Annotated in this window: 14 protein-coding genes; 4 read left to right on the forward strand and 10 right to left on the reverse strand. The window is 69.4% G+C overall.

The genetic code is table 11. The annotated features are described in order from the left end of the window. The first annotated feature begins 10 nt into the window (after positions 1 to 10). Entirely contained in the window at positions 11 to 1360 is a 1350-nt protein-coding gene (cseC, locus tag ACFZDE_RS38435; protein ID WP_391003791.1) for a two-component system sensor histidine kinase CseC, read from the forward strand. A 14-nt stretch (positions 1361 to 1374) separates the two neighbouring features. Here the strand turns inward: cseC and ACFZDE_RS38440 are convergent, their stop codons facing one another. The 3 genes from ACFZDE_RS38440 to ACFZDE_RS38450 all read right to left on the reverse strand — a co-directional run bounded on the left by ACFZDE_RS38440 (position 1375) and on the right by ACFZDE_RS38450 (position 4072). Next, positions 1375 to 1821: a VOC family protein gene (locus tag ACFZDE_RS38440; RefSeq protein WP_391214481.1), complete on the reverse strand. Its 447-nt coding sequence runs from the start codon at positions 1819 to 1821 to the stop codon at positions 1375 to 1377. Between the two features lie 71 nt (positions 1822 to 1892). Beyond that, positions 1893 to 2348, reverse strand: coding sequence for a helix-turn-helix domain-containing protein (locus ACFZDE_RS38445; protein ID WP_391214492.1), 456 nt, complete (start codon positions 2346 to 2348; stop codon positions 1893 to 1895). A gap of 140 nt (positions 2349 to 2488) precedes the next feature. Further along, the gene (locus ACFZDE_RS38450) at positions 2489 to 4072 is read right to left on the reverse strand and encodes a DHA2 family efflux MFS transporter permease subunit (protein ID WP_391003785.1); all 1584 of its coding nucleotides are present in this window, start codon (positions 4070 to 4072) and stop codon (positions 2489 to 2491) included. Positions 4073 to 4195: 123 nt separating this feature from the next. Between ACFZDE_RS38450 and ACFZDE_RS38455 the strand changes: the two genes are divergently transcribed. Beyond that, positions 4196 to 4792, forward strand: coding sequence for a TetR family transcriptional regulator (locus ACFZDE_RS38455; protein WP_391003783.1), 597 nt, complete (start codon positions 4196 to 4198; stop codon positions 4790 to 4792). Between the two features lie 24 nt (positions 4793 to 4816). On the opposite strand, the gene ACFZDE_RS38460 is transcribed toward ACFZDE_RS38455, so the two are convergent. Continuing rightward, a complete protein-coding gene (locus ACFZDE_RS38460; protein WP_391214512.1) occupies positions 4817 to 5500 on the reverse strand; it encodes a peptidoglycan DD-metalloendopeptidase family protein in 684 nt (227 codons plus the stop codon). A 440-nt stretch (positions 5501 to 5940) separates the two neighbouring features. Between ACFZDE_RS38460 and ACFZDE_RS38465 the strand changes: the two genes are divergently transcribed. Beyond that, complete coding sequence (locus ACFZDE_RS38465) at positions 5941 to 6585, forward strand: HAD family acid phosphatase (RefSeq protein WP_391214522.1); 645 nt, start codon at positions 5941 to 5943, stop codon at positions 6583 to 6585. 81 nt (positions 6586 to 6666) lie between these two features. Here ACFZDE_RS38465 and ACFZDE_RS38470 read toward each other — a convergent pair whose 3' ends face one another. Further along, positions 6667 to 9192 carry an ATP-dependent Clp protease ATP-binding subunit gene (locus ACFZDE_RS38470; RefSeq protein WP_142161091.1) on the reverse strand — a complete coding sequence of 842 codons (2526 nt, stop codon included), beginning with the start codon at positions 9190 to 9192 and terminating at the stop codon, positions 6667 to 6669. Positions 9193 to 9622: 430 nt separating this feature from the next. Here ACFZDE_RS38470 and ACFZDE_RS38475 point away from each other — a divergent pair, with 430 nt between their 5' ends. After that, complete coding sequence (locus tag ACFZDE_RS38475) at positions 9623 to 10366, forward strand: SCO3374 family protein (RefSeq protein ID WP_391214539.1); 744 nt, start codon at positions 9623 to 9625, stop codon at positions 10364 to 10366. A gap of 9 nt (positions 10367 to 10375) precedes the next feature. On the opposite strand, the gene ACFZDE_RS38480 is transcribed toward ACFZDE_RS38475, so the two are convergent. From ACFZDE_RS38480 to ACFZDE_RS38500, 5 genes are all read right to left on the reverse strand, one after another. Further along, entirely contained in the window at positions 10376 to 10711 is a 336-nt protein-coding gene (locus tag ACFZDE_RS38480) for an Lsr2 family protein (protein ID WP_010048839.1), read from the reverse strand. A 262-nt stretch (positions 10712 to 10973) separates the two neighbouring features. Continuing rightward, positions 10974 to 11507, reverse strand: a complete 534-nt coding sequence (locus ACFZDE_RS38485; protein WP_031111859.1) for an amino-acid N-acetyltransferase — start codon at positions 11505 to 11507, stop codon at positions 10974 to 10976. A 9-nt stretch (positions 11508 to 11516) separates the two neighbouring features. Next, on the reverse strand, positions 11517 to 11966 hold the full coding sequence (locus tag ACFZDE_RS38490; protein ID WP_391214568.1) for a BlaI/MecI/CopY family transcriptional regulator: 450 nt from the start codon (positions 11964 to 11966) through the stop codon (positions 11517 to 11519). Positions 11967 to 12151: 185 nt separating this feature from the next. Beyond that, entirely contained in the window at positions 12152 to 12340 is a 189-nt protein-coding gene (locus tag ACFZDE_RS38495; protein ID WP_391003772.1) for a hypothetical protein, read from the reverse strand. A gap of 18 nt (positions 12341 to 12358) precedes the next feature. After that, entirely contained in the window at positions 12359 to 13000 is a 642-nt protein-coding gene (locus tag ACFZDE_RS38500) for a hypothetical protein (RefSeq protein ID WP_391214576.1), read from the reverse strand. Positions 13001 to 13283 lie beyond the last annotated feature (283 nt).

Below are 13283 nucleotides of genomic sequence, written 5' to 3' on the forward strand. Positions count from 1 at the left end.
GGGCAGGGGTATGAGGGGGCACTTCCGGCGCCTGGTCGCCGCGGGCTTGGAGCGTGCGGGCATCCGCACGGGCCTCAGATGGAAACTCAGCGCGGCCATCGCTCTGGTGGGCGCGCTGGTGGCGATCGCGCTGAGCCTCGTCGTGCACAACGCCGCCCGGGTCTCGATGCTGGACAACGCGCGCGACCTCGCCGACGAGCGGGTCATGATCGCCCAGCGCAACTTCGAGCTGTCCGGGCGGATGAACTTCCCCAACACCAAGATCAACGACCCGGAGCTCCCGCATGAGCTGCGGGAACGGGTCGAGGCGGGCCAGCGGGCGACGTACGTGGCCGACCTGCCGGGTGACGTGCCCGACATATGGGCCGCCGTGCCGCTGAAGAACGGGCAGGTGATGTCGCTGCACTCGGGCTTCACCGACCGCAGCTCGGACATCCTCCAGGACCTCGACCAGGCCCTGCTCATCGGGTCCATCGCGGTCGTCCTCGGCGGCAGCGCGCTCGGCGTGCTGATCGGCGGGCATCTGTCGCGGCGGCTGCGCAAGGCGGCCATCGCGGCGAACCAGCTCGCGGGCGGCGAGACGGACGTGCGCGTACGGGACGCCATGGGCGGGGTGGTGCGCGACGAGACGGACGACCTGGCGAGCGCGGTGGACGCCATGGCGGACGCGCTGCGCCAGCGCATCGAGGCCGAGCGGCGGGTCACCGCCGACATCGCGCACGAGCTGCGCACGCCGGTGACCGGACTGCTGACCGCGGCGGAACTGCTGCCGCCCGGGCGCCCGACCGAGCTGGTGCTGGACCGGGCCAAGGCCATGCGCACGCTGGTCGAGGACGTGCTGGAGGTGGCCCGGCTCGACGGGGCCTCCGAGCGGGCGGAGCTGCAGGACATCATGCTGGGCGAGTTCGTCGCCCGGCGGGTGACGGCCAAGGACCCGGCGATCGAGGTGCGGATCGTGCACGAGTCGGAGGTCACCACCGACCCGCGGCGTCTGGAGCGGGTCCTGTTCAACCTGCTGGCCAACGCGGCCCGGCACGGCAAGCCGCCCATCGAGGTCAGCGTCGAGGGCCGGGTCATCCGCGTGCGCGACCACGGCCCGGGCTTCCCCGAGGATCTGCTCGCCGAGGGCCCGAGCCGATTCCGGACCGGCAGCGTGGACCGGGCCGGGCACGGCCACGGTCTCGGCCTGACCATCGCGGCCGGGCAGGCCCGGGTGCTGGGCGCACGGCTGACCTTCCGCAACGTTCGCACCCCCGGGACGCCGGAGCACCTCCCCGCCGAGGGCGCGGTCGCCGTGCTGTGGCTGCCGGAGCACGCCCCGACGAACACGGGGAGCTACCCGATGCTGCCGGGCTCGTGAGCCGTCCCGTCTGATCAGCAGGTCCAGTCCTGGTCCATGTCGAGGCCGCCCTCGCGGGGCTGGGTGAACGAGAACCAGTTGCCCGAGTCGTCGCGCAGCAGCGCCTCGGTGCCGTACGGGCGCTCCTGCGGCTCCTGGAGGAACTCCACGCCCCGGTCCTTGAGCTTCTTGTAGTCGCCGTGGATGTCGTCGGTGGTCAGCACGCCCGCGCCGAGCACGCCCTTGGTCACCAGCTTGCGGAGCATCTCGGCCGACTCGGGGTCCATCGCGGGCCCGCCGGGGACCATCAGCGTCAGCTCGACGTCGGGCTGGTTCGGGGAGCCGACCGTGAGCCAGCGCATGCCGCCCTCGCCCATGGTCATGTCCGTACGGACCTCCAGGCCCAGTTTCTCCGTGTAGAACTCCTTGGCCCGGTCCTGGTCGAGGACCCAGACGGTCGAGATGGCGAGACCCTTGATCATGGCGTGCTCCTGCTCTGAAGCTGCGGCTGCGGCCGGTTGTGCCCGCCCTGCCACGGTAGGCAGCGAGGGCGTCAGCCCGCTTCTCCGGAATTGCGCTTCTCACCGGCGCCGGGCGCGGAAGGGGAGCCGCCGGGCGCGGTACGGAAGCCTCCGGCCCAGAGCATGGCGTAGCAGCCGGGTATGAGGGCGGCTCCGCGGCCCACGTGCTTCGTGCGGTACTCGCTGGGTGTCAGACCCGTCCAGGTCTTGAAGCGGGCCGAGAACGTGCCGACGCTGCTGAAGCCGACCAGGTGGCAGATCTCCGTCACCGAGAGGTTCGCCGTGCGCAGCAGGTCCTCGGCGCGGTCGATGCGGCGGTGCGTGAGGTACTGGCCGGGGGTCTCGCCGTAGGCCTCCTTGAAGGCCCGGATGAAGTGGTAGCGCGAGTACCCGGCGTGCGCGGCGACGGTGTCCAGGTCCAGGCCGGGGTCGGCCCAGTCCCGGTCCATGACGTCCTTCGCGAGCCGCATCCGCCGCGTCCTGTCCATGCGGTCGATGGTGGCACGGGGGTCTGACAGCGGGGCCCGGCCGGTGACGGGACGTGGCGAGGGCAGGCTCGCGCTCACGCGCCGCCGGGACACGACGAGACCCCCGGGCGGACACTCCCGGGGGTCTGGTCGCGGTGTGGTCAGACGGCCTCGACCACGGGCGGCTGCGCCGCCGGGGTGTCCGGTGTGCCGTCCTCCTTCGGGCCGGCGCCCTTCAGCGGGACCTCCTTGACGAACACGGCCGCCACGAGTGCGACCACCGCCACCACGGCACCGAGCAGGAACGCCGTGTGCGTACCGGCGGAGACGGCGTGCTGGTACGCCTCCCGGATCAGCGCCGGGAGCTTCTCCAGGCTCTTGGCGTCGAGCTGCGCCGACTGCTCGGTCACCTTGGAGCCCAGCGCACCGGCCCGCTCGCTCATGACGTCCTGGACGCGGTTGTTGAACAGCGCGCCCATGATCGCGACGCCGAAGGAGGAGCCGAGCGTGCGGAACAGGGTGGTCGACGAGGACGCGACGCCCATGTCCTTCATCTCCACGCTGTTCTGCGCGACCAGCATGGTGATCTGCATCAGGCAGCCCATGCCGAGCCCGACCACGGCCATGAAGACACCGGAGGTCAGCCGGGAGGTGCCGGTGTCCATCGTGGACAGCAGGTACAGGCCGACGATCATCAGCGCGCTGCCGGCGATCGGGAACACCTTGTACTTGCCGCTGTTGGTGGTCACCCGCCCGGCGACCATCGAGGTCACGAGCATCGCCCCGAGCATCGGCAGGAGCAGCAGCCCGGAGTTGGTCGCGGAAGCGCCCTGCACGGACTGCTGGTACAGCGGCAGGAAGAGCGTCGCGCCGAACATCACGAAGCCGGTGACGAAGCCGATGATCGACATCAGCGTGAAGTTGAGGCTGCGGAAGATGTGCAGCGGCAGCACCGGCTCGGCGGCCTTGGTCTGCCAGAACACGAATCCGACCAGCGCGGCGATGCCGATGCCGATCAGCTCCATGATCCGCGCGGAGCTCCAGGCGTACTCCGTGCCGCCCCAGGTGGTGACGAGCACGATCGCGGTGATGCCGACGGTCAGCAGTGCGGCGCCCAGATAGTCGATCCGGGCCTTGGAGCGCCGCTTGGGCAGATGCAGCACGGCACCGACGGCGGCGAGCGCCACCGCTCCGAGCGGCAGGTTGATGTAGAAGGCCCAGCGCCAGCCCCAGTTGTCGGTGATCGTGCCGCCGACCAGGGGGCCGCCGATCATCGCCAGCGCCATGACGCCGGCCATCATGCCCTGGTACTTGCCGCGCTCGCGGGGCGGGATCAGGTCGCCGATGATCGCCATGACGCCGACCATCAGGCCACCGGCGCCGAGGCCCTGAACAGCGCGGAAGCCGATCAGCTCGCCCATGTTCTGGGCCATGCCGCTGAGCGCGGAACCGACCAGGAAGATCACGATGGACGTCATGAACGTGCCCTTGCGGCCGTACATGTCGCCGAGCTTGCCCCACAGCGGGGTGGAGGCCGCGGTCGCGAGCGTGTAGGCGGTGACGACCCACGCGAGGTGCTCCAGCCCGCCGAGCTCACCGACGATCGTCGGCATCGCGGTGCCGATGATCATGTTGTCGAGCATCGCGAGCATCATCGCGATCATCAGCGCGAGCAGCACGACCCGCACGCTCTTCGGTTGTTTCCCCCCGGCGTCGGCCGCCGGTGTGTCCGTCGTGTCCGTCATCGCTTCCCACTCCCCCAGCTACCGCTACTTACTTGCCGACCGGCTAGTGACTACACTCGGAAGCTAGTCCTGGAACTAGCCGGGCGTCAAGTAAGTTTTATGGAAAGCGGGGGGCGTAGGAGGATGGGCGGCACCATGGACGGCACCAAGCAGCGGCGCCGCGGGGACACCCGCCGGCGCATCCAGGACGTGGCCCTCGAACTCTTCGCGGAGCACGGTTACGAGAAGACCTCCCTGCGCGAGATCGCCGAGCGCCTGGAGGTCACCAAGGCCGCGCTCTACTACCACTTCAAGACGAAGGAAGAGATCCTCGTCAGCATCTTCGAGGACCTCACGCAGCCGATCGAGGACCTGATCGAGTGGGGCCGGCAGCAGCCGCGCACCCTCGCTACGAAGCAGGAGATCATCCGCCGCTACGCCGACACCCTCGCCGCGGCGGCGCCGCTGTTCCGCTTCATGCACGAGAACCAGGCGACGGTACGGGACCTGCGGATCGGCGACTCCTTCAAGGCCCGCATCCACAGCCTGCGCGACATCATCGTCGACCCGGACGCGGACCTGGTCGACCAGGTCCGCTGCGCCAGCGCCATCTTCACGCTGCACGCCGGCATGTTCCTGCTCCCGGACATGGGAAACGACCCCGAGGAGAAGAGCAGAGCCGTCCTCGAGGTCGCCACGGACCTGGTGACCCAGGCCCACCGGGGAGCCGGGGGCTCCTAGCGGGCCAGGGGGATCACACCTGGGTCAGACCTTCACACCCTTGGCGCGCAGGAACTTCACCGGGTCGACCGCCGAGCCGTAGTTCGGGGTCGTACGGATCTCGAAGTGCAGGTGGGGACCGCTCGAGTTGCCGGTGTTGCCGGACTTGGCGATCTCCTGGCCGGTCTTGACGATCTGGCCGACGCGCACGGTGACCTTCGACAGGTGAGCGTACTGGGAGTACGTGCCGTTGCCGTGCTTGATCACGACGGCGTTGCCGTACGCGGGACCGTCGCCGGCGCCGTTGCCGCCGGCCTTGACCACGGTGCCGCCGTGGGTGGCGACGACCTGGGTGCCGCTCGGCACGGCGAAGTCCTGACCGCTGTGCTTGCTCGCCCACATGCCGCCGTTCTGGGCGAAGCTCGCGGAGAGGCTGTACTTCTTCACCGGGTCGACCCAGGAGGGCTTGGCCTTCTTGGCAGCGGCCTTCTTCGCGGCGGCGGCCTTGGCGGCCTTCTCGGCCTTCGCGGCCTCCGCCTTGGCGACCTTGGCCTGGGCGGCAGCCTGCGCCTGCACGGCACTGGCGGCACCGGACGCGGCCGTGGTGTCGGCGGCGGACGCGACCCCGGCTCCCAGTGCGACCGAGACACCAAGGCCGGCGGCCAGCACGGTCGCACGGGTGCGGAGCTGGGACGTACGGGAAGAACGGGACGTGACGCGCTGGGACATCGAAACCTCGTATGGCAGGGGACGGAGAAAACCACCCGGCGCACTGACGCTCGCCGCGGTGGCCATCCCTTGGTAACCCGAAGTCCGACAAACTCCCAAAAGCGTGATCTACGACGCTAGTTAGTAATTTGGTTCAGTGTTCTACGTCTCTTGACACAGCAGTCATTGGGGACGAATCAGGGCACTGGCCCGCACTTTCACCCTCACCGTGGGGCAAGAATCCCTTTCGTCCCGGTCCGTTATCCACTATTCCATCTAGTAACGGACATATCGCCTGTGCGCCATGTCACCGGGGGCGGTCTTCAGTCATTCCGGAAATGTGGCGCACGCCTCTAGGCACTTACCGTTCGGTAACCCTACGGTTCCCCTCGCGCCACCCTCGCGCACGAGCATGCACACGACATGTTGCAGCGTCACTGACGTGAGAGGACCCCCACGACATGCAGACCCGACGCCCCTGGTTGCGCCGCGCAACGGTGACCGCCGTCTCGGCGACCGCCCTCGTGGCCATGGCCGCACCGGCCGACGCCACGACCACCAGCAGGGCCGCCACGACGGCCTCCGCGACCGCCACCACCTCCGCGGCGGCGGACGTCGACTACGGCACCTGGCAGAAGGACTGCCAGCTGGTGATGGACCAGGCCATGCCCTATCTGAAGCAGCGGATAGCGGCCCAGAAGCCGGGCGAGAAACAGGCCATCGTCTTCGACATCGACAACACGACGCTGGAGACCGACTTCGGCTTCAGCTACCCGCAACCGGCCAACAAGCCGGTCCTGGAGGCCGCCAGATACGCGCAGGAGCGCGGCGTCGCCCTGTTCTTCGTGACCGCCCGGCCGGACATCATCGCCGCGTTCACCCAGTACAACCTCAAGCAGGCCGGCTACCAGGTCTCGGGGCTCTACGTCCGCAACTTCATCGACCTCTTCAAGAACGTCGCCGACTACAAGACCGCCCAGCGCGTCGACGTAGAGCGCAAGGGCTACACGATCATCGCGAACATCGGCAACAGCGCCACCGACCTCTCGGGCGGCCACGCCGAGCGGACGTTCAAGCTTCCGGACTACGGCGGACAGCTGTCCTAGGACCTGCCGTTCGGCCCGTCCGGGCATGGAGAAGGGGCCGGTGCTGGTCAGCACCGGCCCCTTCTCACTGGGTCGCTACGCTCAGGCGTCCTTGCTCAGGTTCGGGCCCGTGCCACCGGCCGCCTGCTCGATCGGCGGGACGTCCGGCAGGGGGGCCTTCTCCTCGCCGCGGAAGGTGAAGGTCTTGGTGTCGCCCTCGCCCTCCGTGTCGACGACCACGATGTGACCGGGGCGCAGCTCGCCGAAGAGGATCTTCTCCGACAGCGAGTCCTCGATCTCGCGCTGGATGGTGCGACGCAGCGGACGCGCACCCAGCACCGGGTCGTAGCCCTTCTTGGACAGCAGCTCCTTGGCGGACTGGGAGAGCTCGATGCCCATGTCCCGGTCCTTCAGGCGCTCGTCGACCTTGCCGATCATCAGGTCGACGATCTTGAGGATGTCGTCCTGGCTGAGCTGCGGGAAGACGACCACGTCGTCGACGCGGTTGAGGAACTCGGGCCGGAAGTGCTGCTTGAGCTCGTCCGAGACCTTGTTCTTCATGCGCTCGTAGTTGGACTTGGTGTCGCCCTGGGCCGCGAAGCCCAGGTTGAAGCCCTTGGAGATGTCCCGGGTGCCGAGGTTGGTCGTCATGATGATGACCGTGTTCTTGAAGTCCACGACCCGGCCCTGGGAGTCGGTCAGGCGACCGTCCTCCAGGATCTGCAGGAGCGAGTTGAAGATGTCCGGGTGGGCCTTCTCCACCTCGTCGAAGAGGACGACGGAGAACGGCTTGCGGCGGACCTTCTCGGTGAGCTGGCCGCCCTCCTCGTAGCCCACGTAGCCGGGGGGCGAACCGAAGAGCCGCGAGACCGTGTGCTTCTCGCTGAACTCCGACATGTCGAGGGAGATCAGCGCGTCCTCGTCGCCGAAGAGGAACTCAGCGAGCGCCTTGGACAGCTCGGTCTTACCGACACCGGACGGGCCGGCGAAGATGAACGAGCCACCGGGACGCTTCGGGTCCTTCAGACCGGCACGCGTACGGCGGATCGCCTTCGACAGCGCCTTGACGGCGTCGACCTGGCCGATGACCCGCTTGTGGAGCTCGTCCTCCATGCGCAGCAGACGCGAGGACTCCTCCTCGGTCAGCTTGAAGACCGGGATGCCGGTGGCGGTGGCGAGGACCTCGGCGATCAGCTCGCCGTCGACCTCGGCGACGACGTCCATGTCGCCGGCCTTCCACTCCTTCTCCCGCTTGGCCTTGGCGGCCAGGAGCTGCTTCTCCTTGTCGCGCAGGGAGGCGGCCTTCTCGAAGTCCTGCGAGTCGATCGCGGACTCCTTGTCGCGGCGCACGCCCGCGATCTTCTCGTCGAACTCGCGCAGGTCCGGCGGCGCGGTCATCCGGCGGATGCGCATCCTCGATCCGGCCTCGTCGATCAGGTCGATCGCCTTGTCCGGGAGGAAGCGGTCCGAGATGTACCGGTCGGCCAGGGTGGCGGCCTGGACCAGCGCCTCGTCCGTGATCGAGACGCGGTGGTGCGCCTCGTACCGGTCGCGCAGGCCCTTGAGGATCTCGATGGTGTGCGGCAGGGACGGCTCCGCGACCTGGATGGGCTGGAAGCGGCGCTCTAGGGCGGCGTCCTTCTCCAGGTGCTTGCGGTACTCGTCCAGCGTGGTGGCACCGATGGTCTGGAGTTCACCGCGGGCCAGCATCGGCTTCAGGATGCTGGCGGCGTCGATCGCGCCCTCGGCGGCACCCGCACCCACCAGGGTGTGGAGCTCGTCGATGAACAGGATGATGTCGCCGCGGGTGCGGATCTCCTTGAGCACCTTCTTCAGGCGCTCCTCGAAGTCACCGCGGTAGCGGGAGCCGGCGACCAGGGCGCCGAGGTCCAGGGTGTAGAGGTGCTTGTCCTTGAGGGTCTCGGGCACCTCGCCCTTGACGATGGCCTGGGCGAGGCCCTCGACGACGGCGGTCTTGCCGACGCCGGGCTCACCGATCAGCACCGGGTTGTTCTTGGTACGGCGGGACAGCACCTGCATGACCCGCTCGATCTCCTTCTCGCGCCCGATGACCGGGTCGAGCTTGGACTCACGAGCGGCCTGGGTGAGGTTCCGGCCGAACTGGTCGAGGACCAGGGACGTGGAGGGGGTGCCCTCGGCAGGACCGCCGGCGGTGGCGGTCTCCTTGCCCTGGTAACCGGAGAGCAGCTGGATCACCTGCTGCCGCACGCGGTTCAGATCTGCGCCCAGCTTGACGAGGACCTGGGCGGCGACGCCCTCGCCCTCGCGGATCAGGCCGAGCAGGATGTGCTCCGTGCCGATGTAGTTGTGGCCCAGCTGAAGGGCCTCGCGGAGCGACAGCTCCAGGACCTTCTTGGCACGGGGGGTGAAGGGGATGTGGCCGGACGGGGCCTGCTGGCCCTGGCCGATGATCTCCTCCACCTGCTGGCGGACCGCCTCGAGCGAAATCCCGAGGCTCTCAAGGGCCTTGGCGGCGACACCTTCACCCTCGTGGATCAGGCCCAGGAGGATGTGCTCAGTGCCGATGTAGTTGTGGTTGAGCATCCGGGCTTCTTCCTGAGCCAGGACGACAACCCGCCGCGCGCGGTCGGTGAACCTCTCGAACATCGTTAATCGCTCCTCAGAGCGGTCAGGCAGTGGGGGGAACTTCCCCTCCCTGTCCTTCCGCAGCTTAGTCCCGCAAGCGGGGACCGCTCATTCCAACTGCCGACACCGTCCTTGGCCTCCTGACCCCGAACGCCGACATCTGCTCCAACCCGATGGTGCGAGACGATGTTCCCGCAGGCCAGGCAGATACCCCACTCGCCAGTACGCCGATGGCGAACGCGAGACGTCCCTTCCTGCGTGTCGCCCCCTCCCACTAGGGATGTCTTACCCGGGGGGACCGGAAATCCATGCCGGGCGCCCCCGTTCCCTCCGCTACGGGCGAACAACCTTGCGCCTCCCCGCACCCCCCGCGCGCCCCCGTTTCGCCACGCGGTGCGCTCATGGCGCCACCCAGCGTAACTCTTGGGCCCTTCCGGCTGTTGCACTTGGCATGTTCGGCGCCCCTCAGCCCGTGACCGCATCCTCGACCCCGCTCATTCCGCTCCCCCGCCGGCCGCCCGGCCCGTCCGGCGCGAGCGGTCAGGTCCGGCGTTGGTACGAGAACGAACTGGGGTGGCCGACGGTGCCCGGCGATCCCCTGCGGCTTGCGGTGGGGACGCGCTACGACGTCCTGGACGCCCCCGCGGAAGCGGGGCACGCGGCCCTGCGGCGCCTGGCGCCCGGCTCCCCCGTCGCGCTGCACGGCGACCGCATGCTGCTCCTGGTGGCCGCGGGCAGCGCGGAGGAGCTCCCCGGGCTGCTGGAGTGGCTCGACTGGGGGTCCCTGTCGCTGGACCTGGCGGCGATCGGCGCGGGCGGCCTCATCGAGGCGCCGTGGCCCCTGGAGGCTCACGAGGAGGCGGCGGAGGCGGTGCCGCACGGGCTGCTGCCTCATGCGAGGAGGGCCGTGTCGCCGGCGCGCGCGTCGGGGACCACGGCGCCCTGCGAGGCGGGGGTCCCGCCTGCTCCCGGGGGCCGGGGCCGGGTCGGTTCCCAGGGGGCCGCCGTGTGGCTGCGGCCCCCCGAGCCGGGATGCGAGGTCGAGGCCTCGCTGCCGACGCTGTCGGCGCTGGGGGGCGGTGGGGGCACCCCCGATCTCGTGCGGCTGGTGAACACGGTGGCCACACAGTGCCACCGGGTCCGGCTGCGGCGCGCGTGCGCCCAGCCACCGGCCATGCGTGCGCAGGGTCGGTAGGGCCGCTGTTCAGCCGTTGGCCTTCTCGTAAGCCTCGCGGATGGTCGCGGGAACACGGCCGCGGTCGTTGACCTCGTAGCCGTTCTCCTTCGCCCAGGCGCGGATCGCCGCGGTGTCCTGGCTGCCGCTCGAAGCGGCGCGCGCCTTTCCACGCCCGCCCGAAGCACGGCCTCCGGTACGCCGACCGCCCTTCACGTAAGGCTCGAGAAGGCCACGGAGCTTGTCCGCATTGGCAGTGGTGAGATCGATCTCGTACGTCTTGCCGTCCAGCGCGAACGTCACGGTCTCGTCCGCCTCGCCACCGTCGAGGTCGTCGACAAGAAGGACCTGAACCTTCTGTGCCACCGGATTTCCTTTCATCGATATCTTCAGGGCGGGTGTGCCGGCGTCCGCCGTTTCGCCGTCCCCTGTTATATGCAGTACTGCAGTACGTCGGAAAGCAAACCGCTTTTGCCGGAAAAACACAAACCCCCGGCAGAGACCGGCAGCCCGGCCCCGGTCCGGAAACGTGCGCGTTTCGGACATAGGGAACCGGGGCAGGGCGGGCGTCGCGGAATATGTCTTGACGAACCGGCCGGACCCGCTACGGTGCAGCGGCACCCGGCGATCACAGATGCAGAAGCATCCGGCTGTTGCCCAAGGTGTTCGGTTTCACTCGTTCGAGTCCGAGGAACTCCGCGACACCCTCGTCATAGGAACGCAGGAGCTCCGCGTAGACATCCGTGTCGACGGGCGTCTCGCCGATCTCCACGAAGCCGTGCTTGGTGAAGAAGTCGACTTCGAAGGTCAGGCAGAAAACCCGGCGAACGCCGAGCCAGCGTGCGGTCTGCAGCAACTTCTCCAGCACCCGGTGCCCGACGCCCGCGCCCTTCAAGCCGGGCTTCACCGCGAGAGTGCGCACTTCCGCGAGGTCTTCCCACATCACGTGCAGCGCGCCGCAACCGACGACCTCGGCGTTGTCGTCCCGTTCCGCGACCCAGAACTCCTGGATGTCCTCGTAAAGCGTCACCGTCGCTTTGTCGAGCAGGATGCGGCCGCGGACGTAGGCGTCAAGCAGGCCCCGTACGGCCGGGACGTCGCTGGTGCGGGCCCGTCGGACGGTGATGGCTTTTGCGGTGGCTTCGGGGCTCTTCGCGGACATGACGGGACGCTATCGCCCGCCGAGGTCCCGAGCGGAGGCGGGGTTCTCCTCTGGCTCTTCCCCGGGTTCCGCTCGTTGTGCGGGTCGTTGTGCGGGTTCCGCGGATTCCGACGCTTCGGTCGGTTCCTGGGTTTCCGGGCCCTGCACGATGCGGACGGCATCGCTGAGAGACTGCCGCTGTTCCTCGCTCATCATGCCGAAGAAGGCGACGAGAGCGGCGGCGGGGTTGTCGCTCTGCGACCAGGCGTCGTTCATCAGGGCGGCCGCGTAGGCGGCGCGGGTGGAGACCGCCTCATATCGATAGGCGCGGCCTTCCGCCTCGCGGCGCACCCAGCCCTTCTGATGGAGATTGTCCAAAACGGTCATCACGGTGGTGTACGCGATGGACCGCTCCTTCTGAAGATCTTCCAGGACTTCTCGAACGGTCACCGGGCGGTTCCACTTCCACACCCGCGACATGACCGCGTCTTCGAGTTCTCCCAATGGGCGAGGCACAGCTCAGAACAATAGTGGGAGATCCCGGTAATGGCGTGGCGGACGTGCGCGTGACCGGCGAACGGGAACAAAAAGGGCGTACGGCTCGTGCGTGCGGGCGCCGCGGGGTGCGGGTCCGCCGAGTCGTACGCCCTCGAAAGGGGGTGGGGTCAGGCCTCGGCCTTCGGGGAGGTCGCGGTGGCCGGGCGGCCACCCTCCACGCGCGCGAGGGCAGCGTCCACGGCCGCGTCCTCCTTGGCCTTGTTGGCGCCGCCCTGGGTCTTCACGATCACCCGGATCACGCCTATGAAGAAGACGGCCATGACGGCCGGGGGCAGGAGCGCGGAGACGTAGTCCATGGATCCATGGTAGCCACGTCAGCCCGCGGCGAGCTGCTGGGGGTTGGCGGGGGGCGGCGGGGCCGGCTTGCGTCGCGGGAAGACCTCACCCGGGGTGGGGATCGGGCGGGAGGGCTTCGGGGTGTCCGGGCCGGGTGCCGGTGCCGGGGCGGGCTTGGGGGCCGGGGCCGGGGCGGGGGGCTTGCGGGCCGGCTTCTTCTCGGGCTGCTTCTCCGGATTCTCCGGGGCGTCCTCGGCCGACGCGCAGCGACCGCCGGGGATGGCCAGGAGGCGGGTGCGGGAGCCGGGGACGGCTGCCACGGGGAGGGTGGCCGGGGTGAGGGGGGTGACCACGCAGCGGTCCAGCAGGGCCGCGGCGGCCGGGTTGCCGCGCAGCGCGCGCAGGGCGGCGAGGTCGTCGGGCAGGGGGCGGTAGCCGGCGCCCAGCGCCTCGTCCAGGAGCGCGAGGTAGCCGGCGGCGGTTCCGGGGAGGGCGGCGCGATACCGGCCCAGGTCGGCCACGAGGAAGGCGCGCAGCCTGGCCCCCTCCCGCAGTGCCTCGTCGAGTGACTCTGCGAGACGGAGACAGTCCTGGACGTCGTCGGCCGAGGCGGGGGTGGGGTCGAGGGCGAGGGCGAGAGCGCGGCGGAGCACACGCAGCTCCTCCACACCGAACGCCATGCCGCCGCGGGATCCGTATGGCGTGGGCATGCGGCGACGATACGCGCTAATCAGACAATTTGCGCATAGGGGGCGGGTGTGGCGCGGGGGAACACGCGGGGGACCACTCGGGTGGGCGGGGTGGGCGAGGTCGCGGGGTGGGCGAGGTCGCGGGGTGGGCGTGACGCCTGGCGCCGGGTGGTGGGTCGGGGCCGTGTCGGGGGGTGTCCGTCCTCGGAACGGCGCGATGGACCTTCTTACCGACTGACTGGCGTTGACGCGCCAACCGCTGCGGGCGGACACC

It is taken from the genome of Streptomyces sp. NPDC007929 (assembly GCF_042959065.1).
Taxonomy (GTDB): Bacteria; Actinomycetota; Actinomycetes; order Streptomycetales; family Streptomycetaceae; genus Streptomyces.

Excerpts from the sequence above, each read along its gene's own strand:
- ACFZDE_RS38495 (WP_391003772.1), bottom strand. The coding sequence starts at position 12,340 with ATGGACTACGTCTCCGCGCTCCTGCCCCCGGCCGTCATGGCCGTCTTC.
- cseC (WP_391003791.1), top strand. The coding sequence starts at position 11 with ATGAGGGGGCACTTCCGGCGCCTGGTCGCCGCGGGCTTGGAGCGTGCG.
- ACFZDE_RS38445 (WP_391214492.1), bottom strand. The coding sequence starts at position 2,348 with ATGGACAGGACGCGGCGGATGCGGCTCGCGAAGGACGTCATGGACCGG.
- ACFZDE_RS38455 (WP_391003783.1), top strand. The coding sequence starts at position 4,196 with ATGGGCGGCACCATGGACGGCACCAAGCAGCGGCGCCGCGGGGACACC.
- ACFZDE_RS38490 (WP_391214568.1), bottom strand. The coding sequence starts at position 11,966 with ATGTCGCGGGTGTGGAAGTGGAACCGCCCGGTGACCGTTCGAGAAGTC.
- ACFZDE_RS38465 (WP_391214522.1), top strand. The coding sequence starts at position 5,941 with ATGCAGACCCGACGCCCCTGGTTGCGCCGCGCAACGGTGACCGCCGTC.
- ACFZDE_RS38485 (WP_031111859.1), bottom strand. The coding sequence starts at position 11,507 with ATGTCCGCGAAGAGCCCCGAAGCCACCGCAAAAGCCATCACCGTCCGA.
- ACFZDE_RS38500 (WP_391214576.1), bottom strand. The coding sequence starts at position 13,000 with ATGGCGTTCGGTGTGGAGGAGCTGCGTGTGCTCCGCCGCGCTCTCGCC.
- ACFZDE_RS38460 (WP_391214512.1), bottom strand. The coding sequence starts at position 5,500 with ATGTCCCAGCGCGTCACGTCCCGTTCTTCCCGTACGTCCCAGCTCCGC.
- ACFZDE_RS38450 (WP_391003785.1), bottom strand. The coding sequence starts at position 4,072 with ATGACGGACACGACGGACACACCGGCGGCCGACGCCGGGGGGAAACAA.
- ACFZDE_RS38470 (WP_142161091.1), bottom strand. The coding sequence starts at position 9,192 with ATGTTCGAGAGGTTCACCGACCGCGCGCGGCGGGTTGTCGTCCTGGCT.
- ACFZDE_RS38475 (WP_391214539.1), top strand. The coding sequence starts at position 9,623 with ATGTTCGGCGCCCCTCAGCCCGTGACCGCATCCTCGACCCCGCTCATT.
- ACFZDE_RS38440 (WP_391214481.1), bottom strand. The coding sequence starts at position 1,821 with ATGATCAAGGGTCTCGCCATCTCGACCGTCTGGGTCCTCGACCAGGAC.